The sequence below is a fragment of the Paraburkholderia sp. GAS32 genome (assembly GCF_050434225.1).
GTDB lineage: Bacteria > Pseudomonadota > Gammaproteobacteria > Burkholderiales > Burkholderiaceae > Paraburkholderia > Paraburkholderia madseniana.
On sequence record NZ_JBNPVS010000020.1, the window covers coordinates 71,345 to 96,688 of the forward strand.

Genomic DNA, 25,344 nt, shown 5'->3' on the forward strand with positions numbered 1-25,344 from the left:
TTCAGAGGTTGCACCTACGCACCACCAATGCCCGGAACACTTTCACATTCATGTGAGGAGACACGACATGGCCACTAAAATCTACGAGCGCGGCCTCGATCGAAACGAAGCCAACTACGTGCCGCTGACACCGCTGCATTCATTGGATCGATGCGCCGATCTGTTTCCGGAGCGTATCGCCATCGTGCATGGCGAGATGCGTCAGACCTGGGCGGCGACGCGCAGCCGCTGCCGCCGGCTCGCCAGTGCGCTCGTCCGGCGAGGTGTCAAGCGCGGCGACACCGTATCGATCATTGCGCCTAATACGCCCGCGTTGGTGGAGGCGCATTTCGGGGTGCCGCTCAGCGGAGCTGTTCTCAACACGATCAACTGCAGGCTGGATGCCGACGGCATTCGGTTCATCCTGCTTCACGGGGAATGCAAGGTCCTTTTTGTGGATCGCGAGTTTGCCGCCCTTGCTGCGAACGCACTCGAGCATGTTCCAGACAGGCCACTCGTGATTGACATTGCGGATCTCGAAGCGCCGCCGGGGGCATCGATAGGTGAGCTCGACTATGAGCAGTTGCTCGGAGAGGGAAATCCGGACTTCGAAGGCGTATGGCCCGCGGATGAAAGGGACGCTATCGCATTGAACTATACGTCTGGCACGACCTCCGACCCGAAAGGGGTCGTGGTCAGTCACCGTGGGGTTCACCTGATGAGCATGCTCCAGTTGATTGACTGGGGCATGCCGCGCGGGCCGGTGTATCTCTGGACCCTCCCAATGTTCCACGCCAACGGATGGTGCTTCGCCTGGGCAGTCACAGCAGCGGGTGGCACCCATGTCTGTCTGCGCAAAGTCAATGCCGCAGGAATATTTCGAGCCATCCGCGAGTACGACGTCGATCATTTTTGTGCAGCGCCAATCGTCCTGGCCGCACTGGCAGACGCGCCCGCCAGCGAGCGTAGCCCGTTACCTCGCGTCGTTCGCGTCCGCACGGCGGGGTCGCCACCTCCGGCAACCGTATTGAAATCGGTAAGCGAGTTGGGATTCGAGGTTGAGCACGTATACGGCATCACCGAATCCTCCGGCACACCGGTCAGTTGCTTCATCCAGGCAGACTGGCACGCATCGACAAACGAGGAGCAGGCGCGCCTGAAGGCGCGGCAAGGTCAGCGGGCCGCCGGACTCGAAGCCATGCAAGTCGCAAATCCCGCCACGCTTGAGCCCGTTCCCGCGGACGGGAAGAGCGAGGGAGAGATATTGCTGCGCGGCAATGTCATGATGAAGGGCTATCTGAAGAACGAGGAAGCGACCCGAAACGCCTTCGAGGGTGGCTGGTTCCACACTGGAGATATTGCCGTGGTGCACCCGGACGGATACATTCAGATCACGGATCGATCCAAAGATGTCATCATTTCGGGTGGCGAAAATATTTCATCGATCGAGGTCGAGGATGTATTGCACCAACACCCAGCAGTACTCATCGCGGCGGTGGTCGCGCAGCCCGATGTCAGGTGGGGGGAAGTGCCTTGCGCATTTGTCGAGTTGAGACAGGGTGTCAATTCACCTTCTGAACGAGAGCTGATTACGTTCTGTCGGGAACGGCTCGCACACTACAAGTGTCCTGTGAGGATCGTATACGGCGCGTTGCCAAAGACAGGCACAGGAAAAATTCAGAAATTTCGGCTTCGCGCGCAGGCTGGCAGCCGGGAAGCCATTACGAAGCTGTCTGACGCGTAGTCACGAATGCGGCCCAATCAATCTTCGGAATGCGCAAAATCTCGAAGCCCTGTTAGGTCAAGAATTCGGACTGCCCCATATTCGATCGTTAAAAGCCTCGCATCAGCGAGCTCGTGAAGCGCCCGGTTGGTGTTCTGCCTGGAAAGGCCGGACAAACGTCCAATTTCTTCTTGCGAAAGACCCAGCATCAGATCAGCGACGCCAAAGAGTTGCGGATTGAACATTTCAGCGAGACAGAAAGCGACTCTTGCAGACGCTTTCTGCAAACGGAGGTTTGCAACCAGACCGACGTAGTAGCCGCACCGGGCGTTGAGTTGATTGATGACAAATCGACTGAACGAGTGGCTATTGTCAAGCAGCCACTCAAATGTGCTGCACGGTATAAACCCGACTTCGCTGTCACGCAGCGCTACCACCGAGTATGGGCGAGGCTCATCCTTTAGTAGGGCTCCCTCCCCGAACCAGGAACCCGCCGGCACGCCGGCGAAGGTTGTAGCCCGCCCACCTTTAGAGACCGTATCGACTTTGACTAACCCTTCGATCACGCCGATCCAATGATCCGCAGGGGCTCCGCGAAGACAGACCAGGGCGCCGGCAGAAAACGATCGTTGAAAAGCATCTTTTTGGACGCGAGCGAGCTGTTCCTGTGTCAACCTGGCCGACCAGGCGGAACGCGATATGAAGCACTGCAACTCAACTGACAGGGGCATAGCCAGGTTAGGTTCGAAGGGTCCAGAGGCATTAGTTTAACCATTTGCCGGCCGACGTTGCCAATGACCCGATCGGCCGAAATCTGCTCGATGGTCCGGTCCGGAGCAGTAGCCAACGTTCGACCGAGCACTCGATGGCGTGGGCCAACGTCCGTAGTTGTCCGAGTCCAGCCTGAATCGGCTAGGCCGGACGTAACGCCGCCGACCGGAAGCCGACGGTCGTTCGCCGCGGGTATGGCCGCCGAAAAGCGGTCGCTCTACGCTGACGCTGAGCCGCAGACGGAGGTTCGCCTGCGGACGTCGGCTCGAGCGCCCGGCTGGATGGCAACTCGGCGGTTCCGTATGTGGCCTTCACTTCTTCGCCTGCCAAACCGACTCGCTCCAGGTCGGTGCCGCTGCCCGGATGATATCGAGGACATTTGGCGGGACGTCGCCCGCTCCGGTGAGTTGGCGCACCTCCAGTACATCGTCCGCGCCGAGACCGGATGGCGCGCGCAATGCCCAGGAAATCGCCTCCTCAAGAGATCCAACTTCGATGATGTAAAAGCCACCGACCAGTTCCTTGGACTCTGCAAACGGGCCATCGACGATATAGCGTTTCCCCTTGCTAACCGCAATTCGCGCTCCGGGCGCTGCTGGGTTCAAGCCTTCGGAAGCCACCAGGACACCGGCCTTGTGCATCTCTTCGTTGAACCTCATGTACGCCGTGAGAAGGGCCTCGTCCAAACCGCCGCCGGCATCCGGCTCCTCATTGTCTGCGCTCGCTTGGGCTGTGATGATGAATCGCATCGTCGTTCTCCTGAGTTGAATGGTGCTTCAGGACCACGACGAACGAAGGGCTGTCGAATCGACACGTTGCGGCCAATTTCGATGATACATATCGCAGCCCACCAGGCCGATGCCGAGCGCCTCTGTGAGACTTGAAATCACAGGGATTCCAGCGTACCCGAAAGAAGACGTTCACGAAGGGCAGCCAACGGCCAAACGCGGGCGAATGCCAAACTGGCGTTGCGGCCTGCCTGTCATCGATCTGCATCCGGCGCCGGTCGACCCTGAGGCGCCCTTCGGGCACGCACAAGGTCGGCGGCAGCTTCCTGTGCGAAGCGGCCACCTGAACGTCCAAGTTACAGCTCGTACGAATGACGCGTAATGGCCGCACAGAGCCGAATGACAACCTGCTCAGCTCGACCCTTTATAGCAGCCGGTCGAAGTATCTCCCCAGCGGACGCTCAGATTCCGACTCAGCCTGCCACGCCACAAATCCGAATGGTCCGTGCGCCCGCATTCAGCTTGTCTAGATAGTCTGCCCACAACTGCATCATCACCCGGCGCTCCCTGATGAACTTGGTCCGGTTATACGCCGAGCCACGATTATCCGGTACTGCATGTGCGAGTTGATGCTCGATTGCCTCTGGTTTCTGCTCCAGTTCCTCGTGCAGGAGGGTACGGGCCATCGCGCGAAAACCGTGGCCGGTAATTTCCGTTCGGGTGTCATAACCCAGTCGTCTGAGTGCAGCATTGATCGCCGCTTCGCTCATTGGATGCAACGTCGAACGAGCGCCGGGAAAGACAAAACGCCCCTTGCCTGTCAGTGCTTGCAACTCCCGCAAGAGAGCCACTGTCTGGGTTGCAAGCGGCACCAGATTCTGAGTCCGTGTCTTTGTCACCAGATAGCGCCACTCCCCCTTATCCAGGTCGAATTGCGCCCACTCGGCCCGACGAAGCTCGCTTGGCCGCACGAACAGCATCGGCGCAACCTTGAGCGCGCAGAGGACGGGAAACGTCCCCGAGAAACCGTCGAAGGCCCTGAGCATTTCCGCCACCTTGGCGGGTTCGGTGAGCGCAGCAAAGTGCTTTTCTATTGGAGGCGGAATCGCTCCGATCAGGTCTTTTGCTGGATCGCTCTTTGCCTTGCCTTCCTTGATCGGATATCGGAAAACGCGGCTGATTTCACTGCGCACCCGGTGCGCTGAATATCGCGCCCCCCTCCTATCGATCCGCTTGAGCACCAGCAGAATCTCGGGCGCGTCGATCTCGGTGATGGGACGCTTGCCCAGCCACGGGAATACGTCGTTTTGCAGACGGGCGAGCGTCTTTTCGTGCTGACCAATCTGCACGACCGATTTGCGCTCCTCCAGCCAGTCGCGGGCTACGGCCTCGAATGAATTGTTGGCGTTGAGTCTTGCGGCTCGCTTATCAGCCTTTTTGACGTCGCCTGGGTCTATCCCCGCCGCCAGTTGTTCACGCGCCGCACTTCGCTTCCTGCGCGCTGCTGCGAGCGATACGTCAGAGTAGATGCCCAGCGCCAAGCGTCTTTCTCTACCACCGAATCAGTATTTCAGGCGCCAATATTTCCCTCCCGACGGCGCAATCTCCAGATACATCCCGCCACCGTCGGTCAGGCGATAGACACTCTCACGAGGGGCTGCGCTACGCACAGCAATGTCAGTCAGGGGCATGAAGGCCTCCTGGGGGCTTTTTTTCAAGGACGCCGTTTTTTACACCAACATGCCCCCTTCTAAGATGCCCCCAGAGGTCAACGGAACTCCGCGGTTTCTCCAGGAAACAAAAAAACCCTCGAAGCATTGCTGCATCGAGGGTCCAAGGAATTTTCTGGAATCTGGTGGAATACTTCCTGGTGCCGGGGATCGGACTCGAACCGACAAGCCGTGAGGCGGCGGATTTTAAGTCCGCTATGTTTACCAATTTCATCACCCCGGCAGGGGTCAGAACCACGCTGGACGCGAATTCTACCATTGCCAGGCGGACGCACCAAACCGCCGCAATCCAGCCGCGACCCATCCTCACCCTCTCCCGCCAGGCACAAAAATTGGAGTCATCCGCAAGTCACAAACATTCCTGATAATCCGCTGACGAAAACGTTTACATAACGCGCGGAAATCATGATCCCAACGATCAAAGACGTCGCCGCCCACGCGGGCTTCTCCATCGCCACGGTCTCGCGCGCGATCAACGCGCCGCACACCGTGAATCCAGTCACGCTCGATAAGGTGCGTCAATCCATCGATGCCCTTAACTTCCGTCCCAGCCCGCTCGGCCGGCAGTTGCGCGGTGAGCGCACGCGCCTGATCGGCGTGATCCTGCCGACACTCGCCAACCCCGTGTTCGCCGAATGCCTGCAAGGCATCGACGAGCTCGCCGCGGCGCAAGGCTACCGGCTCATGCTGATGACCACCCAGTACGATGCCGACCGCGAACGCCACGCCATCGAAACGCTGCGCGAGCATCGCGTGGAAGGCCTGATCGTGACCGTCGCCGATGCCGACACGCATCCGCTGCTCGACGAACTCGACCGCGCCGGTCTGCTCTATGTGCTGATGCATAACGACACCGTGCGGCGTCCGTCGGTTTCGGTCGACAACCGCCTCGCTGCGTTCGATGGCGTACGCATGCTCATCGCGCACGGCCATCGCCGCATCCTGATGCTGGCGGGCACACTCGCCGCTTCGGACCGCGCTCGCCAGCGGCATCTCGGCTACGCGCAGGCGATGCAGCAGGCCGGCCTCACCCCTGCGCCCGCGCTCGAAGTCGATTTCAACGCCGACGAACTGGCGCCGTCCGTGCTCGCCCATCTGACCAGCGGCCCGAACCGCCCGACCGCCCTCTTCTGCAGCAACGATCTGCTCGCCATGGTCGTGATGCGCGGCCTGCGCCGTGCGCGTCTGCAGATTCCGCACGACATGTCGATTCTCGGCTTTGACGGACTCGCGATGGGCGAATTGCTGTCGCCGCCGCTGGCAAGCATCTGCGCGCCGAATCGCGAGATCGGCTGCGCCGCCTGGCGGCGTTTGCTGGCCCGCGTAACTGGCAGCTACGAAACGCTAGGGGAAACGTCGCCCACGCTGACCTTGCCGCACAGCTTGCGTGAAGGCGCCACCATCGCGGCGATTTCGAACCGCACAGAAACTTCGGTGGCGACCTGAAGGCCGTTTGCATAGTCGCTTGCGTAAGCATCCAATTCAAACCCCGAACCACCCGCTCTCGTCCTCTCCAGGAGACCCGCAGTGATCCGCTCTTCAACACGTTTTGCGTCTTCGATCAAACCGCTCTGGCGCCGTCTAGCCCGCACCACGGCCACCGCGCTGTCAGCCGGCATGATCGTCACGGCCGCGCTCGCCGCCCTCGCACCGCAAGCTGCCCATGCCGACGAAACCGCGATCTGCTACAACTGCCCGCCCGAATGGGCCGACTGGGCGAGCCAGATCAAGGCGATCCAGCAAAAGACCGGCATCCGCGTACCGTTCGACAACAAGAACTCCGGCCAGTCGATTGCGCAACTGATGGCCGAGCAGAAGAGCCCGGTTGCGGACGTGGTCTATCTCGGCGTGTCGTCGGCGTTCCAGGCGAAAGACAAAGGCGTCATCCAGCCGTACAAGCCCGCGCACTGGGACGACATTCCGGCCAACATGAAGGACCCGCAAGGCTACTGGTTCACGATTCACTCGGGCACGCTGGGCTTTTTCGTCAACAAGGACGCGCTCGAAGGCAAACCGGTCCCGCGTTCGTGGGCCGACCTTCTGAAGCCTGAGTACAAAGGCATGATCGGCTACCTCGATCCGTCGAGCGCGTTTGTCGGCTATGCGGGCGCAGTCGCGGTGAATCAGGCGCTCGGCGGCACGCTCGATAACTTCGAGCCGGGCCTCGACTGGTTCCGCAAGCTGAAGGCCAACGCGCCGATCGTGCCGAAGCAGACCGCCTACGCGCGCGTGATGTCCGGCGAAATCCCGATCCTGCTCGACTACGACTTCGACGCCTACCGCGCGAAGTACAAGGATCACGCCAACGTCGAATTCGTGATTCCGAAGGAAGGCACGATCTCGGTACCGTACGTGATGAGTCTTGTGAAGGGCGCGCCGCATGAAGCGAACGGCAAGAAGGTGCTCGATTTCGTGCTGTCGGACGAAGGCCAGAAACTGTGGGCCGACGCCTATCTGCGTCCGGTGCGCGCGAATGCAATGAGCCCGGAAACCGCAGCCAAATTCCTGCCCGCAAGCGACTATGCCCGCGCCAAACCGGTCGACTTCGGCAAGATGGCCGAGAAGCAGTCGAGCTTCGGCGAGCGTTATCTACAGGTGATGCATTGAACGACGTCACGTTCCCGCTGCGCTGGCGCATCGCCTTGATCGCGCCGGCGCTGGCGGTTTTCATCGCGTTCTGGCTGTTGCCGATGGGCGCGCTCGCGCAAATCAGCGGCGACGGCCACGCATTCGCGACCTATCGCGCGATGCTGACGAATCCGCGCTACATGTCGAGCCTCGGCGCGACGGTTATGCTATCCGCAGCGGTCACGGCGACGACGCTTGTGCTTTCGGTGATCGCCGGTTTGCTGCTGGCGCGCCGTGAGTTCCCACTCAAGCGCACACTGCTCGCGCTGCTGACATTTCCATCGGCATTCCCTGGCGTCGTGGTCGGCTTCATGGTGATCATGCTGGCCGGACGTCAGGGTTTGATCGGCGCGTTGTCGCTGAAACTCACGGGCGACCGCTGGGTGTTCGCTTACTCGATGAGCGGCCTCTTTCTCGGCTACCTGTACTTCTCGATCCCTCGCGTGATCGTCACCGTGATGGCGTCGGCGACCAAGCTCGATGCCTCGCTCGAAGAGGCCGCGCGTTCGCTCGGCGCATCGCCGTGGCGCATTACGCGCGACATCGTGTTGCCCGCCTTGTCGCCGGGCTTGATCGCGGCCGGCGCGGTATGTTTCGCGACCGCCATGGGTGCCTTCGGCACCGCCTTCACCCTGGCCACCGACATCGACGTATTGCCGATGACCATCTACACCGAGTTCACACTGAACGCGAACATGGTGACGGCCGCGGGCCTCTCGATCGTGCTCGGCATCGTCACATGGGCCGTGCTGGCGTTCGCTCGCAGCGTGAGCGGTTCCGCTGTCGCGGCAAGCGCATGAGCGGTGTGTCCAAACCCGATGAAAAGACTTCGATGAATTCCATCACTGCTCCAATCAAGCAGCCCGCAAAACCGCGTGCGCGGCGCCGTGGGTTGCCCACATCACGCACGTGGCTCGCAGCCGGACAGTGGTTCGTTACGCTGCTGCTATGCGCGTTTCTGATCGTGCCGGTCGTGATGTCGATCATGGCCGGGCTCACGGTGAACTACTTCAAAGGCGTATCGAGCGGACTCACGCTGCGCTGGCTCGGCGAAGTGTGGACGCAGTATCACGGCTCGGTATTTCTCTCGCTCGAAGTGGCAGCGATGACCTTGCTGATCACGCTGCTGACCGGCGTGCCCGCCGGCTACGTGCTGGCGCGCAGCAAGACGCGGCTCTCGCGCATCATCGAAGAGTTTCTGGTGCTGCCGATCGCCCTGCCCGGTCTCGCTTCCGCGCTCGCGCTGCTGGTGGTCTACGGCGGCTTCACGATGTTTCGCATGAGCGTCGCGTTTATCGTCGTCGGGCACGTGGTGTTCACGCTGCCGTTCATGGTGCGCGCGGTTGCGGCAGTGTGCGCGAGCAGCGATCTGCGCACACTCGAAGAAGGCGCGGCGAGCCTCGGCGCGAGCTTCTTTCAACGCTTCGTGACGATCGTGCTGCCGAATGCGCGGCCGGGGATCGTCGCCGGTGCGTTGGCGGTGCTGACGCTCTCGATCGGCGAATTCAACCTCACCTGGATGCTGCATACGCCCGACACCAAAACGCTGCCGGTCGGTCTCGCCGACACCTATGCGTCGTTACGCATCGAAATCGGCAGCGCCTACACGATTCTGTTTTTTATCATGACGATGCCGTTGCTCGTCGCGATGCAATGGCTCGGCGTCGATGCGACCGGCCAGCGCAGCGCGGGCAAACAACGCACCGCTGCCTCCCGTTCAAAGCCTACACCGACGTCCACGCCATGAAACTCGACTCCGTTCCCATCACGCTCACACAGTGCGCGAAAACGTTTCGCGGCACGCGTGTGCTCGAACCGCTCGATCTGCACATCGGCGCCGGTGAGACGCTGGTGCTGCTCGGCCCGTCCGGTTGCGGCAAGACCACCACGCTGCGCATGATCGCGGGCCTCGAGACACCTGACGCCGGCGGCAGCATCGCGTTCGGCGACGAAGACGTCACTGCCCTGCCGATCGAAAAACGTCAGGTCGGCATGGTGTTCCAGAGCTACGCGCTGTTTCCGAATCTGACCGTGCGCGGTAACATCGGCTACGGCCTGAAGATCAAACGCGTGCCGGCTGAAACCGCACGGCAACGCGTCGACGAATTGCTCGCGATGATGCGTCTCACCGCGCACGCGGACAAACCCATCGATCAGCTTTCGGGCGGCCAGCGTCAGCGTGTTGCATTGGCGCGCGCACTCGCCGTGCAACCCCGTGTGCTGCTGCTCGACGAACCGCTGACCGCGCTCGACGCGCGTTTGCGCGACACCTTGCGCAGCGAGATGAATACTTTGCTGCGCGAATTGGGCATCACAACCGTCTACGTGACCCACGATCAGGCCGAAGCGATGGAGCTCGGCGACCGCATCGTCGTGATGAGCGCAGGCCGCATCGAGCAGATCGGGTCGCCGCGCGACATCTACTACCGTCCGGCGAATCGCACGGTCGCGCAATTCGTCGGCACGATCAACCGGCTGGCGGGCGAACGGCGTGATGGTCTGCTGACGACGACCGGCGGCGCTGTACCGCTGCCATCAGGTCCCGCTCAGGCAAGCGCGGCACACGAATTTTTCTTCCGACCCGAAGACGCGTACCTCGCCGACCCGGCCAGCGCCCAATTGCGCGGCAACATCGAAAGCACGGCGTTTCTTGGCGAGCGCACCCGTCTGACGATCGGTGGCGCCGCACCGGACGCGCTGCTGATCGACGTCGCGGGCCGCGTCGAACTCGCGCGTGGCACGCCGGTCGGGATTTCGATCGCGCAGGACGCGCTGATTGCGCTATCGTAATGACACAGCGCTGCGTTTCTAGCGCGCCATAACGAAGGACATCCCCATGCTGCTGGCTCAAATTAGCGACCTCCATATCAAACGGCCCGGCGCGCTGGCTTACCGCCGCGTCGACACCGGTGCCTATCTCGCGCGCACTGTCGCCGCGCTCAATGCGCTGGACCCGCGTCCAGCCGCTGTGATCATGACCGGCGACCTCGTCGATCAGGGCGATCCGGAACAGTACGAACACCTCAAGACCTTGCTCGCGCCGCTCGAGATCCCCTACTTCCTGATGGTGGGCAATCATGACGAACGTGCTGCGTTGCGCGCGGCGTTTCCCGATCGCGCCGAATTGCGTAGTGGTGGCGAGTTCGTGCACTACGCGGTCGACGTCGGACCGCTGCGCGTAATAGCGCTCGATTCGCTGGTCCCGGGCGAAAGCGCCGGCAATCTATGCGACGCACGTCTCGCCTGGCTCGAGACGCAACTCGATGCGGCACAAGGCAAGCCGACGGTGGTCGCGTTGCATCATCCGCCGTTCGTCTGCGGAATCGGGCATATGGATGAATTGCGGCTCGATCCCGCTGCCGCCGACAAGCTCGCCGCGTTGATCGCGCGTTATCCGAACGTGGAGCGGGTGATCTGCGGCCACGTGCATCGGCCGATGTTCGTGCGTTTTGGCGGCACGATTGCGTCCGCGGTGCCGGCACCCGCGCATCAGGTCGGACTCGATCTGCGCGAGGATGCGCCCTCCGCATTCGTGATGGAGCCGCCCGCGTACGCGCTGCATCGCTACGATCCGGCGACAGGCATCGTCACGCATCATGCGTATGTCGATACAGCGGATGGGCCGTATCCGTTTTACGAGGCTGAAGGCGAGTTGATCGATTAACGGTGTCGCCTCGCCGGTTCAGGCAACGACGAAAGTTTGCCGTACGCGCCGGGACAGCCTGAAATACGGTATCCCGAGCGCGGCAGCAACGCCGGCCTGAATGAAGCCATCGAACGGAATGGCGATGGCGACGCCAATGGTGCGGGTCATGTGATCGCCGAGCAGGTAGGCGATGGTTCGCATGACGACGATGGCCAACAGCCACGCCTGCACTTGCACCGGAAAACGCGCCGATTTGCGCCGCGCGAGCAACGCGAGCCAACCTGCGCCTGCGACGATGAACACCCCGATAATCACGTCACAACCGACCATCGCGATCACGGTGCGATACCAGCCGTGTGTTTCAGGGCGCACGAATACCGCCAGCAGCTCCCATTCGAGCATCAGCTTGAGCGGATCGCGCAATGCAACCGCGGTAGAAAGCGCCCACGCAGCGAGGCAGATCAAGGCGACGAGCAGCCAGCCGCTGATGCGTCGAGGTTCGGGTGTCGAGGGTGTGTTCATGAGATCGGTCACGTAATGGATCGTGTTGCGCGCGCAGATTCTACGAACGAAAACCGAACGACCATCTCATTTTGTCTGCGAGGCCTGCGAGGCCGTCAGCACGATCCTTCCTGCTCCGGTATGATCGGCACGCTTGAGGACCGCGCATGGGCCGGTCCGTCGATAGCCCCCTCTCATGTCCACATCCGACGCTTCCACTCCCGCTTCCGCCGACCGGTCGTTGCGCGGCTTGCTGCTTCTGCTCGCGACGATCGCCGGTGTGGCAGTCGCAAACATCTATTACAACCAGCCGCTGCTCGACAATTTCCGGCAGTCGTTTCCGAATAGCGCGTCGTGGGTTGGCGCGGTACCGGCCGTGACGCAGCTCGGCTACGCAGCCGGGATGCTGCTGTTGGCGCCGCTCGGCGACCGCTTCGATCGACGCCTCCTGATCCTGTTGCAGATCGTGGGCATGTGCGTCGCACTGGTGCTGGCGTCCACGGCACCGACGCTGTCGGTGCTGATCGTCGCGAGTCTCGCGATTGGCGTGCTCTCCACCATCGCGCAACAGGCGGTGCCGTTCGCGGCCGAACTCGCGCCGGCTTCCCAGCGTGGCCATGCCGTTGGCACGGTGATGAGTGGATTGTTGCTGGGGATTTTGCTGGCACGGACTGCGGCGGGCATTGTCGCCGAGTATTTCGGCTGGCGTGCCGTGTTCGGCGCTTCTGTGGTTGCGCTGCTGGTGCTGGCGGCGGTGATCATCATGCGTCTGCCGAAGAGCAAGCCGACGTCGACGCTGCCGTACGGCAAGTTGCTGGTCTCGATGTGGCACCTGGTGGTCGAGCATCGCGCGCTGCGTGAAGCCTCGTTGACTGGGGCCGCGATGTTCGCGGCGTTCAGCATTTTCTGGTCGGTGCTGGCGTTGTTGCTGGCAGGTGCGCCTTTTCATCTTGGGCCGCAGGCGGCTGGATTATTCGGGATCGTCGGTGCTGCGGGGGCGATGGCTGCGCCGCTCGCCGGCAAGTTTTCCGACCGCCGCGGACCGCGGGCGATCATCACAGTGTCGATTGTGCTGGTGGCGATTTCGTTTGTTGTTTTTGCCTTGTCGGCGAAGAGTATTGCAGGGTTGGTGATCGGCGTGATCATCCTCGATATCGGTGTGCAGGCTGCACAGATTTCCAATCAATCGCGGATTTATGCGTTGAAGCCTGAGGCGCGGAGTCGCGTGAATACGGTTTATATGGTGGCTTATTTTATTGGTGGTGCTGTCGGGTCTGGGGTCGGCGCTGCGGTTTGGCCGGCCTTTGGGTGGGTTGGGGTGAGTGTTGCTGGGGTGGGTTTTGCCGCACTGGCGGCCTGGAATCATTTGAGGCTTGCAGCCACGGTAAAAGGTTAGAGGTTTATTAGTGTTGCCCTGTGCGGGGCGGCACCTCTACGCCGACGACGCAAACGCCGGAGCACGCTTACAATAGAATCGCAGCGCAGTTGATAGCACTACCGCCGTCTTGTTTAACATGCAATCAGACCGGATCGACTGGAGTAAGTCCCGGTCAGACGAAAGCTGGCCGGGCTAGCGCGTGCCGTAAAACATGAGCACGGCAACCAATGCATTATCGACAGGGAGAACTCTCATGAATCGACTAATCGCTTTGCTTCTTATTGCAGGGATGACCGCGCTCGCGGGTTGCAACACGATGGCGGGGGTTGGGCAGGATATTTCGAAGGGTGGCAACGCCATCACGAATTCGGCCGATCAAGCCAAGTAAGTGAGCGATAGCCAATCGGCTGCTGGGCGCCTCGCGGCGCCTTGCAATGCAGGATCTCCATAGCCCGTCGCGGGAAACCGCGGCGGGCTTTTTTATAGTCAGACCTATAAACAAAACGGCGATTGGCTTCTGGCACCAGACGAATGGCTTACTGAGCAACGAGTTGCGCGGATTAGAATTTTTCCTCGGCGGGTTGGCACGTTTCGCGGTGTATTGTTCGCGCACAACCCATACTCACACGGTCCCCTGCATGTCTTACCCACACTTACTCGCTGAACTCGACCTCGGCTTCACCCGTTTGCGCAATCGCGTGGTGATGGGTTCGATGCATACCGGCATGGAGGATCGTTTCTGGAATTACCCGAAACTGGCCGCGTATTTCCGTGAGCGCGCGAAAGGCGGCGTCGGTCTGATCGTCACGGGCGGCATCTCGCCGAACCGGCAAGGCTGGCTGCTGCCCTTCGGCGGCACGCTGAACTCGGTATTCGATCTGCGCAATCACCGTTTGCTGACCGAGGCCGTGCATGCCGAAGGCGGCAAGATCGCGTTGCAGATCCTGCATGCGGGCCGCTATGGGTATCAGCCTTTTGTCGTGTCAGCGTCGGCGCTCAAGTCGCCGATCTCGAAGTTCAAACCGCGCGCGCTCACCGAAGCCGGCATCGAGCGGACCGTGCGCGATTATGCACGCTGCGCGCGCCTTGCCCAGCGCGCGGGTTACGACGGCATCGAAATCATGGGCAGCGAAGGCTATCTGCTCAACCAGTTCCTGTGCCCACGCACGAACCGGCGTACCGATCGCTACGGCGGCAGCATCGAGAACCGCATGCGGCTCGCGCGCGAGATTGTCGAGCGCGTACGCGCGGCGTGCGGCAAACGCTTTATCGTGGTGTACCGGCTCTCGCTGATCGATCTGGTCGAAGGCGGCAACACGTGGGAAGAAACCGTGCAGGTCGCCCAGGCACTCGAAGCCGCCGGCGTGACGATGTTCAACAGCGGAATCGGCTGGCACGAAGCGCGAGTGCCGACCATCGTGACCTCGGTGCCGCGTGCTGCATTCGCCGCGTTGAGCGCGCGGTTGAAGGCTGCGGTCAAGGTGCCGGTGATCGTGTCGAACCGCATCAACACGCCCGAGGTCGCCGAAGAACTGCTCGCTCAGGGAGCGGGCGATCTGGTGTCGATGGCAAGACCGCTACTCGCCGACCCGGAGTTCGTGCTGAAGACCGCCGAGGGACGCGCGCACGAAATCAACACCTGTATCGCCTGCAATCAGGCCTGCCTCGATCACACGTTCAAGAACCAGCGCGCAAGTTGCCTCGTGAATCCACGTGCGGGACGCGAGACCGAGCTGGTCTATCGGCCGATCGCAGGCCAAGAGGCCGCGCGCTCGGTGGCGGTAGTCGGCGCGGGTCCGGCGGGACTTTCCGCGGCGAGCGTTGCGGCCTCACGCGGGCACCGCGTGACCTTATTCGATGCAAGCGCAACCATCGGCGGCCAGTTCAATCTGGCGATGCGCGTGCCGGGCAAGGAAGAGTTCAGCGAAACGATCCGCTATTTTCAGAGCCAGTTGGAGCGGCATCGCGTCGACGTGCGGCTCGATACGCGCGTCGATCCTGCCCTGCTCGCGGCAGGCGGTTACGACGATGTGATCATCGCCACGGGCATCGTGCCGCGGAGCCCCGCGATCGCCGGTATTAACGGGCCTAACGTGCTGTCTTACGTGGATGTATTGCGCGGTGCACCGGTGGGACGCCGCGTGGCGGTGATCGGTGCGGGTGGGATCGGCTTCGATGTCAGCGAGTTTTTGCTGCATCGTTCCGGCGATCCTCTGCCCGTGCCACGCGATGCATGGCTCGACGAATGGGGTGTCGACCTTGCGGTTCGGGAACGCGGCGGTTTGAAACCGCCGGCGCCGGCAGAGCCGGTCCGCGAGATCTGGTTGCTGCAGCGTAAGGCGGGCAAGCTCGGCATGGGGCTCGGCAAGACCTCCGGCTGGGTACATCGCGCCACGCTGGCCAGAAACGGCGCGAAGATGCTCGGTGGTGTGTCGTATCTGGAGATCAGCGAGCGCGGTTTGAAGATCGCGCGCGAAGGTGTCGAAGAATGGCTTGAAGTGGACACGATCGTCGTGTGCGCGGGGCAGGAATCGTTGCGCGACCTGGTTCCGGAGACGGCGGCACGAACTACGGGCAGGTCAAACGGCGCGAACAGCGTTAAAGGCTCGAATGATGCGAACGGTCCGCGCTATCACGTGATCGGCGGCGCAAAGGTGGCAACCGAACTCGATGCGAAACGCGCGATTCGCGAGGGTGCGGAGGTGGCGGCAGCGCTCTGAGCCACTGAGCCAGCGGAGAGCGGAGGTGGCCGCGCCGCCCTCCTTAAACAAGCCCCTTCTTCCGGTAATCGAACCAGAAAGACAGCCCCACGCTGGCCAGAATCACGATCGTCGCGATGACCGTCGAGCGCGTCACCGGCTCGCCGAGCAACAACGCGCCGAGCGCCACCGCCACCACGGGATTCACGTACATGCAGCTACTGGCGATGATCGGACTCGTATGGCGGATCAGAAAGCCGTACGCGACGTAGGCGGTCATCGTCCCGATCAGCATCAGGTAGACGAAGGCCAGCACCGGCAGAAAATGCACCTCCATCATCCTCTCGCCCGTCACAAGGGCGACCATCGTCGACATCGCGCCGCCGAGGCCAATCTGCAGCGACGTCGAGAGAAACAGGTCCGACGGCAGCTTCAGCCGCCCGGCCAGATGCGCGCCGCCGGCCCAGAAAAGCGCACCGCACAGGATCGCCAGGCTGCCGCCCGCCGATCCCGGTGCACTGTCGCCGTGGCTCAGGATCGCGATACCCACCAGCCCGAGGCCAACCGCAAACCACTCGCCCCTGCCGATCTTGCGCCCCGCCACCGCCGCGATCACCGTTGCGAACAGCGGCACGGTCGCGACCATCACAGCAGCGGTACCGGTGCCCACGGTACGCATGCCGTAGGCCAGCATGCCGCTCGACAGGCCGACCAGCATCGTGCCGACAATACCGGCATTGCGGATTTCACCCACGCTCGGCCAGACCGGATTGCGGCGCGTCGCGAAGATGAAGAGCCCTATCCCGGCAAACAGGTTGCGCAGACCCGAGAGCAGCAAGGGCGGAAACGAACCGAGCGCGACGTGCACGGCCAGATAGGTCGAGCCCCACACGAGATAAACGACGGCGAGCGCGAGCGCGATCTGTCCATTACGGGACTGCGGCAAACGGATCGGGAAACCACGCGAAAAGCGGCTGGGGAGTTGCGGCGCCATACGTTCAACCCGCCCATGCCGCTCGAGGTGCTGCGCCCCCGCAGAAGACCCTGTGACGGGATGGCGGACACCGCATCGGCGATGCGGTCTGACGGGCGAGGCTGGCGGACATGTCGGTGGAACGGAAGGACGATAGATGGCCAATGGGGCCACAACGCCGCGGAGATCGATGGAAATCGAGCCACGGCTGACACACGCCAAATGTTCGGCGCGCATCGCATTATGCAGTAAGCGCCCACCGCGTCGCCTGAAAGAATCGTAACTTTTTTGCGTACATGCAACAGAAAAGCCGGGGACGTATCCCCGGCTTTGGGCTCACCTGCAACACCGGCGCTCAAGCTATGCAACCGGCATCGCCGGCAACGCTCAGTTGGCCATGGCGCCCGATGCTTCGTGCTTCATGCCCATCGCGTCGCTGCCCTTTTTCATCTTGTCGTGCTTCATCGTGTCCTTCTTCATGCTGTCTTTCGACATGGTGTCTTTGGACATCGAATCCTTCGACATCGTGTCCTTGGACATCGCATCGTTGGACATTGCGCCACTTGCCTGGGCGAACGCGGCGCCGCCGCTGGTCAGGAGGGCGACGGCCATTGCTGCGATTGCGAACTTTTTCATGGGATGACTCCGTTTTGTGGTGGATGAATCTGACCCGGCTTCTGGTTTCTACCTTGTGCCGGGGTACTTCCGAAGCTTCTGCCGCCCGGGGTCGCGCGTCCGGCATTGCACGCGCCGACCCGCGCGCGTCAAGAGCCTCCGAACCAGTTGTAGCCCTGGTCGACCCAATAGCCGCCGGGATACGTGTTGGTGACGAACATCTCGACGATGTGTTTCGGATTCTTGTAGCCGAGCTTGGTCGGCATGCGCAGCTTCATCGGGAAGCCGTATTTCGCGGGCAGGCGTTCGCCGTCGTACGAAAATGTGAGCAGCGTTTGCGGATGCAGCGCGGTCGGCATGTCGATGCTTTCGTAGTAGTCGTCGGCGCATTTGAAGCCGACGTACTTCGCGCTCGTGTCCGCACCGATGCGCCGCAGAAAATCGGCAAACGGCGTGCCGCCCCAGCGGCCGATCGCGCTCCACCCTTCCACGCAGATATGCCGCGTGATCTGCTCGGCATGCGGCAGCGCGTACAACTCGGGCAAGGTCCAGACGCGCTGACCGGTGACGAGGCCGCTGATCTTCAGCTTGTAGTCGGAGGGGTTGACATCGGGGACGTCGTCGATACCGTAGAACGCATTGAACGGAAACGGCCGCGTGATTTGCGCTTCCGTGTAGGTTGGCGCGAGTTGCTTTGGATCGAACAGCGCGGCTTGTGCGCGGTCGTTCAGGCGCGACACGGCCGTCAGGAACGCGTTGACAGAATCGTTGTCGGTGAGCGAGCAACCCGTCAGCATCGACAGGCCGCCGAGCGTCAGAAGCCGCTTGCCGAACAGGCGCCGCGACGGCATCGCGAGTTCGCGCCGTGCGTCGATCAGGATCGATTCGCGGTCGAGCGTGTTGTCAGGCATAGCGGCAAGCTTTCGATCGAGTTTTGTATCAGGCGTGGTCATGATTCGATGTCCTTAGGCTTTGCATATCCGTGGGTCAGCCGCTTAGCGTCCGCGCAGCATCGCCAGCAGCGAGCGCGGCACGAGGGCCACCATCACCAGATGCACGGCGATGAACGCGGCCATCAGTGACATGGCGCAGAAGTGGACGATGCGTGCGTTGTCGTAGCCGCCCATCAGCTCGCGCAGCAGCGGAAACTGCACCGATTTCCAGATCGCGAGGCCCGAGAGTACGAGAACGATCAGATCGCAGACGACAAACAGATAAGCGAATTTCTGCACCGCGTTGTAGACGCGCAGATCGGCGTGCGAGAGCTTGCCGGTCAGCGCGGCGATGAAGTCGTGCAGCACGGCGCGCGGCGAGACCGGCAGGAACTTGCGCACGAAGCGCCCGCTGGCCAGATTCAGCACGAGATACAGCAAGCCGTTGAAGACCAGCAGCCACATCGCCGCGAAGTGCCATTGCAGCGCGCCGCCGAGCCAGCCGCCGAGCGTGATTCCCGTGGGGAACGTGAAGCCTTTGAAGATCGGCGAGGCGTCATAGATGCGCCAGCCGGACAGCATCATCAGAATGGCCGCGAGTGCGTTGAGCCAATGCGTGACGCGCACCCACACCGGATGAATCGTGCCGCTCTTCGGCGTGGCGGGCGGAGCGGTTTTGCTAAGAGCATGAGGCGTGGCCATGAGAATCTCCGATGAAATGGGGAGCGCTGCGGGGTCGTCGCGCGATCAGTTGCAGGCAGCGAGCTCGCCCACTTGCAACACGTCGCCGGTCGCAGCGTTTTCGACGAAGGCGACGACGCCGAAGTGGTCAGCCGGGGCGTTAGCATCGGCATCGTCGATGCGGATATCGCGGCGGATCTGCGCGTTACCGGCAACCAGCGGCACGGGGCCGATCCATTGCCGCACGACGCGTTCGTGATGCAGCGTTGCGCCGCTGTTTTCCCCTGCTCTGACCTGCGAGTTCAACGCGTTCTGGTAGACCGCGACATAGGCGTTCAGTGGGGCCGTGGTGTCTGCCGCCTTGCTGGTGAATTGCGCATCGACATTGAAGGCGCCCTTCGCCTGGGGTTTCAGTTCAAGCGCCACGTTCGCCTGCGCCGGTTCGGCGACGACCTGGCCGACGCGGCTCTGGAAACTGTCGCGTTGCGACCAGCTACGCAGTTCGCGGCCCGATACGAAGATTTCGGGCGTGTAGATGGTGTGGCCACCAGCGAGGTCAGTGAGGGTTTGCTGACGCTCAGTAAAGCGATGTTGCGAGAAGCGGTCGGTCCAGCCGAGGCTATTCCAGTAGTCCACGTGCAGCGCCAATGGCACGATGCTTTGGGTTGCACCGCTGTTTTTCCACTGGCCCAGCCAGTTGTCGGCGGGCGGGCAGCTATTGCAGCCTTCGCTGCTGTAGAGCTCCACCAGCGCTACGCGGTGCGATGGGCTATGCGACGTGCACACGGCGCCGGCCGCGCTTGCAAGGCCACTGGCGGAGAGGGTTGTCAGCGCTACGGCTAGCGCGATTGCGCGCGTGACATGCCGATTGTCTCGGCGGGTTCGTGCGGTTTGCATGGCGTGCTCCATCAGGATCTGCACGTTTGTCGAACCACGAGACCGCTTATGACAGCCGATTTTGATTTTTTATTTTTGTTCGGGTCGTGCGCCTACGGTCGAGACCGTTCCATGCTGTTTATACCCCGCGGGGCGCGGCGTGTCTGTACGCTTGCGGGCGAACCGCCCCAAAGCGCCCCGCGGAGGGTGCCTCAGTCGTAACTCACGACAACCGTCACCCGGGTATCCTGCCCCGCATTCTTCGGTGCAAGCGACAACACCCCGCCATCGCGGCCAACCCGGTAGTGCCCATCACTGCCCGCGCGAAACACGCGTCCATGGCTGTCGACAAAACGCTCAGTCAGCGCATCACCCAGCGCATTACCATTACGCGCCGTCGCGCCGCTGTTCACCTGAAGCGCGACATCGGCGCCCGTCGCCACGCCCGGCGCGGCGCTAAAGGTCAGCATGACCGCTGAACCCGACTGCTCGAGCCGCGCGCCCCTGGCATCGACACGTGCCCCGGCCGGCGCCGCCGAAATCGCCAGTTGTGGCGCCACGATCGCGCCCGAAAAGCTGATCGTTCCACCATTCGCGGCCACCGCCGACATTGGCGCTGCAACCAGCGCAACCAGCGTTGCCGTCGCCGCGACCGCGCTGAGCCCCCCAAACCGCCCCATTCCCGTTTTCATCAGCACTCTCCTTAAGCCGTCTCAAACCGCATCGCGCCATTGACGCGCTGCCCACCGCCGGTCGCTCGACTGGGCAACGGCCGCCCCTACAGGCGGATTAACGGCAGCGCGGCGACGGCCTTGAATGACCAAGTGCGGTATCGACACGCCGCAGCGCGTATCCACGGCACCTCCCGGCGGCAATTAAAGAGACACCCGGCCCGTGCTAACATTCACCTTTCGATTGCGTCGATCAGGCTTTTCTTCCGACGCTCCCCCAATACTTTTCGCACTCTGCCGGCTATCCCGATGCGCGTTCCGTTCTCCCGAGCCCTCACCCGCTTGCGCCCCCGCCGCGCAACCGGTTGCGCGCGCGCGGACATCGCGACGCTTCACGCCGGCCAGCCGTCCCGAACGCTCCCGCTTCTCGCCGCCCGGCGCCCGACCTGACGCAATTCCCCTCCATTACCGGGGCCGCGTCGTCGGGCTCCGGGCAAATCTCATCCGCACGCTGTCCCTTTACATGCAGATCGAATTGGAGAACCCGTCATGAAAAAGACGAAAACCTGTTACCTCACCGAACTCGACGTCGCCCGTCTTGAAAAGCACGCGGCCGCGCCCGGCGCCGACGCCAAATTGCAAGACATGCTCGACGACGTCCTGGAACGCGCCGTGATCGTCGAATCGCGCGACATCCCCGCGAACGTCGTCACGATGAATTCGCAAGCCACGCTGGTCGACGAAGCCAGCGGCGAGCAGATGACCTGGACGGTTGTCTATCCGCCCAACGCGGATTTCGCACACGGCCGCCTGAACGTGTTTTCGCCGGTTGGCCTTGCGCTGCTCGGCGCCAAACGCGGCGAACGCATCCGCTTCACGCCGCCGAGCGGCACGGAGAAAGTGTTGAAGCTCGAAAAAATCCTGTTCCAGCCCGAAGCTGCCGACGATTTCACGCTGTAAGCGAAGCGCATTCGCGACGCAGAACTGCTGCGCCGCATCATCCCCGGCAGCCCTATCACAATAAGAATAGTGCGTGGCTGACCGGCGTTATCTCCGACATCTGACTTTTTCAAGACGGGTTGCCAAGCAACGCCCGGGCGGTGTATCGTGTGCGCTGCTAACGCGGGGGTCCTGCGTAGCGCGGAGGTTGGAGGTCCGTGTTGCGTGGGTGAGAAATACCCTTTGAACCTGATCTGGATAATGCCAGCGCAGGGAAGCGTACGGATTTCGCACCTGGTCTACCGTTTCATCCCTCGCGAATTCCGACAACTTCCGTCTCGTCTCCTGCTTAGCGGCCCTACATTGCTTTGCAGAGGAGATACGCATGAACGCCAATCCGAAGTTCCTTTCCGCCGACGCCCACGTCGATGCCGCCGCTGTCGCGCCGCTGCCGAATTCCCGCAAGGTTTACGTGACCGGCTCGCGCCCCGATATCCGCGTGCCGATGCGCGAAATTTCCCAGGCGGATACGCCGGATAGCTTCGGCGGCGAGAAAAATCCGCCGGTCTTCGTCTACGATACGTCGGGCCCCTATTCCGATCCGGAAGCCAAAATCGACATCCGCGCCGGTCTGCCCGCGCTGCGTCAAGCCTGGATCGAAGAGCGCGGCGACACCGAAGCGCTGACGGGCCTGTCGAGCGACTTCAGCCGCGAACGCGCCGCCGATACCGCGACCGCCGATCTGCGTTTCCAAGGCCTGCACCGCACGCCGCGCCGCGCCATCGCCGGCAAGAACGTCTCGCAGATGCACTACGCGCGTCGCGGCATCATCACGCCGGAGATGGAATACATCGCGATTCGCGAGAACCAGCAACGCGCCGCGTATCTGGAGACCCTGAAGACGAGCGGTCCGAACGGCGAAAAGCTCGCCGCGATGATGGGCCGCCAGCATCCGGGCCAGGCGTTCGGCGCGAGCGCCTTCGGTCCCGACGGACTGAAAGAAATCACCGCGGAATTCGTGCGCGAAGAAGTCGCCCGCGGCCGCGCGATCATCCCGAACAACATCAACCACCCGGAAAGCGAGCCGATGATCATCGGCCGTAACTTCCTCGTGAAGGTGAATGCGAACATCGGCAACTCGGCGGTGACCTCCTCCATCGGCGAAGAAGTCGACAAGATGACCTGGGCGATCCGCTGGGGCGGCGACACGGTGATGGATCTCTCGACCGGCAAGCACATTCACGAAACGCGCGAGTGGATCATCCGCAATTCGCCGGTGCCGATCGGCACGGTGCCGATCTATCAGGCTTTGGAGAAGGTCAACGGCAAGGCTGAAGACCTGACGTGGGAAATCTTCCGCGACACGCTGATCGAACAGGCCGAACAAGGCGTCGACTACTTCACGATTCACGCGGGTGTGCGTCTGCAATACGTGCCGCTGACGGCGAAACGCATGACCGGTATCGTCTCGCGCGGCGGCTCGATCATGGCGAAGTGGTGCCTCGCTCACCACAAGGAAAGCTTCCTGTACGAGCACTTCGAAGACATCTGCGAAATCATGAAGGCGTATGACGTAGCCTTCTCGCTCGGCGACGGCCTGCGTCCCGGCTCGATCTACGATGCCAACGACGAAGCGCAACTCGGCGAGTTGAAGACGCTCGGCGAACTCACACAGATCGCGTGGAAGCACGACGTGCAGACGATGATCGAAGGCCCCGGCCACGTGCCGATGCAGTTGATCAAGGAAAACATGGACCTGCAACTGGAATGGTGTGACGAAGCACCGTTCTACACGCTGGGACCGTTGACCACTGATATCGCTCCGGGCTACGACCACATCACCTCGGGCATTGGCGCTGCGATGATCGGCTGGTTCGGCACGGCGATGCTCTGCTACGTCACGCCGAAGGAACACCTTGGGCTGCCGAACAAGGACGACGTCAAGACCGGCATCATCACGTACAAGCTCGCCGCGCACGCCGCCGATCTGGCGAAGGGCCATCCGGGCGCTCAGGTGCGTGACAACGCATTGTCGAAGGCGCGTTTCGAATTCCGTTGGGAAGACCAGTTCAATCTCGGTCTCGACCCGGACAAGGCACGCGAATTCCACGACGAAACGCTGCCGAAGGATTCGGCCAAGGTCGCGCACTTCTGTTCGATGTGCGGCCCGCACTTCTGCTCGATGAAGATCACGCAGGACGTGCGCGAATTCGCCGCGCAACAAGGTCTCTCCGACGACGACGCGCTGAAAAAAGGCATGGAAGTGAAGTCGATCGAGTTCATGAAGAAAGGCGCTGAGATCTATCAGCGGCAGTAAGGTACGGATCGCGGGCGCATTAGCGCGCGCCCGCCATTCGAACCTTCTGCGTCACGGTATTGCAGCACCGAAGCCCGCCACTGGCGGGCTTTTGCATTTTTGCGCGGGCAGGCACGCCGCATGCTGATAGAAGGGAAACATTTGATTACGAAACCGACACCTTGCTGACAACCTCACACATCCGGATACGGGCTGCGGCGATAAGATCAAATGTAAGGACGGGGGAGATTTGTCCACTTCCACGAAGCATTTTCCAAACACAATGAATGGAGTCAGCATCATGAAATCGATTCGTCAACTCGGTACGTTCGCTGCGATCGTCGCGGTTGTCGCAAGTCTTTCCGCGTGTGACAACATGACCACGCGGCAACGCGATACGGTGATCGGCGCGGGTGTAGGCGGTGCCGCAGGCGGGCTGATCGGCGGCAATGCACTGTCGACGATTGGCGGTGCGGCAGCAGGCGGCATCATCGGTAATCAGGTCGGCAAGTAAGCGCAAGCACGCACTGGCGACGCTTTCATGGGAAGCCCGCGCAGGACACCAAATGTATCAACTGCCAACAACGAACTTGCCCGCACCGACGAGCGTGCGGGCACGCAGCGTACGCAACCAGCGCCATGCCGGGTGCTTCGCGAAATGCTTTGCAATGACGTGAAATAAGCCGTTACGGTTTTGCAATCCTGTTGGCGCTGCCGCGGCGTAAGCTCAAGCCACTACGCCCCGGATGGCGGCGTCCGGTGTAACCAGGAGCACGTCATGAAGTCCCCCGTCAGCAACTCTCTTTGCGCAATCAGCCAGCGGCTGCCGCGCGGCTTGCCCCGTCTTTCCCAAACTGGCATCGCGCTGGCCGGCGTGGCCTGTGTGCTGACGCTGTCCGGCTGTTATTACCCTTACGGCTACTATCCAGGCTACTACCCGTATTACGCTTACGGCACCGTTCCGGCCAATGGCGTCCAGCAGGAAGTCCCCCTCGGGACGGCCGGAGATTCGGCCACCTCGCAACAGCAGCAGGCCCAGGCGCAAGCTCAAGCGGAGCAGCAGGCGCGAGCCAATTCGCAATCCCAGCCGGCCACCTACGCGGTGGCTCAGCCGCCGCCCGTGTACGTTGCCCCCGCTTATCCCGTCTACTATCCGCCGCCGGTCTACCCGGCCTATCCGGCTTATTACAGCTATCCGGGCTGGTATGGCCCGTCGGTTTCGATCGGCGTCGGTTTCGGCTGCTGCTGGGGAGGCCACGGTGGCTGGGGTGGCCATGGTGGCTGGGGTGGCCACGGTCACTGGCACTGAGTCTCGCAGCCGGATCTTGCTGATCTGCTTTGACAGTCCCGTGCCCGCGACTGTCAGGCGCGGGACAGACCCATGCCTCACAACTCGCGCAACCCCGCTGCCCGAAAGTCGGCCTACCCGCCAGCACGGGCCATGCCGCGCCAGACGGGCCTCACGCGCATCACGCCGCGACGATCCCGCCAAGCAAGACGCGGCGCCCCTTTCTCTCCTTCGCCCGTACTTTCCCTTCTTGACGCGCTCCAATCGGGCCCTATGCTTGGGAAAGCCAC

At 62.1% G+C, this 25,344-nt stretch carries 23 protein-coding genes, 1 tRNA gene, 1 pseudogene and 1 riboswitch; of the genes and pseudogenes, 14 read left to right on the forward strand and 11 right to left on the reverse strand.

The window, feature by feature from the left end:
- Positions 1-67: 67 nt before the first annotated feature.
- A complete protein-coding gene (locus P3T25_RS23475) occupies positions 68-1,723 on the forward strand; it encodes an AMP-binding protein (RefSeq protein ID WP_171927827.1) in 1,656 nt (551 codons plus the stop codon).
- Positions 1,724-1,740: 17 nt separating this feature from the next.
- Here the strand turns inward: P3T25_RS23475 and P3T25_RS23480 are convergent, their stop codons facing one another.
- From P3T25_RS23480 to P3T25_RS23495, 4 genes and pseudogenes are all read right to left on the reverse strand, one after another.
- Positions 1,741-2,433 (reverse strand): Crp/Fnr family transcriptional regulator, encoded by a 693-nt coding sequence (locus P3T25_RS23480; RefSeq protein ID WP_429359052.1) that lies wholly within the window; start codon positions 2,431-2,433, stop codon positions 1,741-1,743.
- Positions 2,434-2,784: 351 nt separating this feature from the next.
- Entirely contained in the window at positions 2,785-3,222 is a 438-nt protein-coding gene (locus P3T25_RS23485; protein WP_154559106.1) for a YciI family protein, read from the reverse strand.
- Between the two features lie 452 nt (positions 3,223-3,674).
- Positions 3,675-4,892, reverse strand: a pseudogene (locus P3T25_RS23490) (tyrosine-type recombinase/integrase).
- 177 nt (positions 4,893-5,069) lie between these two features.
- Positions 5,070-5,154: transfer RNA gene (locus P3T25_RS23495), tRNA-Leu, on the reverse strand.
- A 182-nt stretch (positions 5,155-5,336) separates the two neighbouring features.
- Here P3T25_RS23495 and P3T25_RS23500 point away from each other — a divergent pair.
- From P3T25_RS23500 to P3T25_RS23525, 6 genes are all read left to right on the forward strand, one after another.
- Positions 5,337-6,377, forward strand: coding sequence for a LacI family DNA-binding transcriptional regulator (locus P3T25_RS23500; RefSeq protein ID WP_171927829.1), 1,041 nt, complete (start codon positions 5,337-5,339; stop codon positions 6,375-6,377).
- An 81-nt stretch (positions 6,378-6,458) separates the two neighbouring features.
- Positions 6,459-7,538 carry an ABC transporter substrate-binding protein gene (locus P3T25_RS23505; protein WP_171927830.1) on the forward strand — a complete coding sequence of 360 codons (1,080 nt, stop codon included), beginning with the start codon at positions 6,459-6,461 and terminating at the stop codon, positions 7,536-7,538.
- A complete protein-coding gene (locus P3T25_RS23510; RefSeq protein ID WP_429359053.1) occupies positions 7,535-8,359 on the forward strand; it encodes an ABC transporter permease in 825 nt (274 codons plus the stop codon). Before P3T25_RS23505 ends, P3T25_RS23510 begins: the two co-directional genes overlap by 4 nt.
- Positions 8,360-8,391: 32 nt before the next feature.
- Positions 8,392-9,306, forward strand: a complete 915-nt coding sequence (locus tag P3T25_RS23515; RefSeq protein WP_266239564.1) for an ABC transporter permease — start codon at positions 8,392-8,394, stop codon at positions 9,304-9,306.
- Positions 9,303-10,349, forward strand: a complete 1,047-nt coding sequence (locus P3T25_RS23520) for an ABC transporter ATP-binding protein (RefSeq protein WP_171927833.1) — start codon at positions 9,303-9,305, stop codon at positions 10,347-10,349. The genes P3T25_RS23515 and P3T25_RS23520 overlap by 4 nt, the downstream gene beginning before the upstream one ends.
- Before the next feature lie 46 nt (positions 10,350-10,395).
- Entirely contained in the window at positions 10,396-11,223 is an 828-nt protein-coding gene (locus tag P3T25_RS23525) for a phosphodiesterase (protein WP_266239563.1), read from the forward strand.
- 18 nt (positions 11,224-11,241) lie between these two features.
- Here P3T25_RS23525 and P3T25_RS23530 read toward each other — a convergent pair whose 3' ends face one another.
- Entirely contained in the window at positions 11,242-11,727 is a 486-nt protein-coding gene (locus tag P3T25_RS23530) for a DUF2569 domain-containing protein (RefSeq protein WP_171927835.1), read from the reverse strand.
- Between the two features lie 175 nt (positions 11,728-11,902).
- On the opposite strand from P3T25_RS23530, the gene P3T25_RS23535 reads away from it, so the two are divergent.
- The 3 genes from P3T25_RS23535 (at position 11,903) to P3T25_RS23545 (ending at position 15,804) form a co-directional block, all read left to right on the forward strand.
- Positions 11,903-13,102, forward strand: a complete 1,200-nt coding sequence (locus P3T25_RS23535) for an MFS transporter (RefSeq protein ID WP_154559100.1) — start codon at positions 11,903-11,905, stop codon at positions 13,100-13,102.
- A gap of 235 nt (positions 13,103-13,337) precedes the next feature.
- On the forward strand, positions 13,338-13,472 hold the full coding sequence (locus tag P3T25_RS23540; protein WP_154559099.1) for an entericidin A/B family lipoprotein: 135 nt from the start codon (positions 13,338-13,340) through the stop codon (positions 13,470-13,472).
- 250 nt (positions 13,473-13,722) lie between these two features.
- Complete coding sequence (locus P3T25_RS23545) at positions 13,723-15,804, forward strand: NADPH-dependent 2,4-dienoyl-CoA reductase (RefSeq protein WP_266239562.1); 2,082 nt, start codon at positions 13,723-13,725, stop codon at positions 15,802-15,804.
- Between the two features lie 43 nt (positions 15,805-15,847).
- Here the strand turns inward: P3T25_RS23545 and P3T25_RS23550 are convergent, their stop codons facing one another.
- The 6 genes from P3T25_RS23550 to P3T25_RS23575 form a co-directional block, all read right to left on the reverse strand.
- Positions 15,848-16,777 (reverse strand): EamA family transporter, encoded by a 930-nt coding sequence (locus tag P3T25_RS23550; protein ID WP_266239561.1) that lies wholly within the window; start codon positions 16,775-16,777, stop codon positions 15,848-15,850.
- 366 nt (positions 16,778-17,143) lie between these two features.
- A complete protein-coding gene (locus tag P3T25_RS23555) occupies positions 17,144-17,392 on the reverse strand; it encodes a pentapeptide MXKDX repeat protein (protein WP_154559096.1) in 249 nt (82 codons plus the stop codon).
- A gap of 128 nt (positions 17,393-17,520) precedes the next feature.
- Positions 17,521-18,324, reverse strand: coding sequence for a molybdopterin-dependent oxidoreductase (locus P3T25_RS23560; RefSeq protein ID WP_429359054.1), 804 nt, complete (start codon positions 18,322-18,324; stop codon positions 17,521-17,523).
- 42 nt (positions 18,325-18,366) lie between these two features.
- Positions 18,367-19,005 carry a cytochrome b/b6 domain-containing protein gene (locus P3T25_RS23565; protein WP_154559095.1) on the reverse strand — a complete coding sequence of 213 codons (639 nt, stop codon included), beginning with the start codon at positions 19,003-19,005 and terminating at the stop codon, positions 18,367-18,369.
- Positions 19,006-19,050: 45 nt separating this feature from the next.
- Complete coding sequence (locus tag P3T25_RS23570; RefSeq protein WP_171927837.1) at positions 19,051-19,881, reverse strand: DUF1223 domain-containing protein; 831 nt, start codon at positions 19,879-19,881, stop codon at positions 19,051-19,053.
- A 191-nt stretch (positions 19,882-20,072) separates the two neighbouring features.
- Complete coding sequence (locus tag P3T25_RS23575; protein WP_233464768.1) at positions 20,073-20,552, reverse strand: hypothetical protein; 480 nt, start codon at positions 20,550-20,552, stop codon at positions 20,073-20,075.
- 528 nt (positions 20,553-21,080) lie between these two features.
- Here P3T25_RS23575 and P3T25_RS23580 point away from each other — a divergent pair.
- The 4 genes from P3T25_RS23580 (at position 21,081) to P3T25_RS23595 (ending at position 25,075) form a co-directional block, all read left to right on the forward strand.
- A complete protein-coding gene (locus P3T25_RS23580; protein ID WP_154559093.1) occupies positions 21,081-21,491 on the forward strand; it encodes a GreA/GreB family elongation factor in 411 nt (136 codons plus the stop codon).
- A gap of 154 nt (positions 21,492-21,645) precedes the next feature.
- Positions 21,646-21,764, forward strand: a riboswitch (TPP riboswitch).
- Positions 21,765-21,855: 91 nt separating this feature from the next.
- On the forward strand, positions 21,856-23,787 hold the full coding sequence (gene thiC / locus P3T25_RS23585) for a phosphomethylpyrimidine synthase ThiC (protein WP_171927838.1): 1,932 nt from the start codon (positions 21,856-21,858) through the stop codon (positions 23,785-23,787).
- 280 nt (positions 23,788-24,067) lie between these two features.
- Positions 24,068-24,280, forward strand: a complete 213-nt coding sequence (locus P3T25_RS23590; protein WP_097389842.1) for a glycine zipper 2TM domain-containing protein — start codon at positions 24,068-24,070, stop codon at positions 24,278-24,280.
- A 264-nt stretch (positions 24,281-24,544) separates the two neighbouring features.
- Positions 24,545-25,075, forward strand: coding sequence for a hypothetical protein (locus P3T25_RS23595; protein ID WP_429359055.1), 531 nt, complete (start codon positions 24,545-24,547; stop codon positions 25,073-25,075).
- Positions 25,076-25,344: the final 269 nt, after the last annotated feature.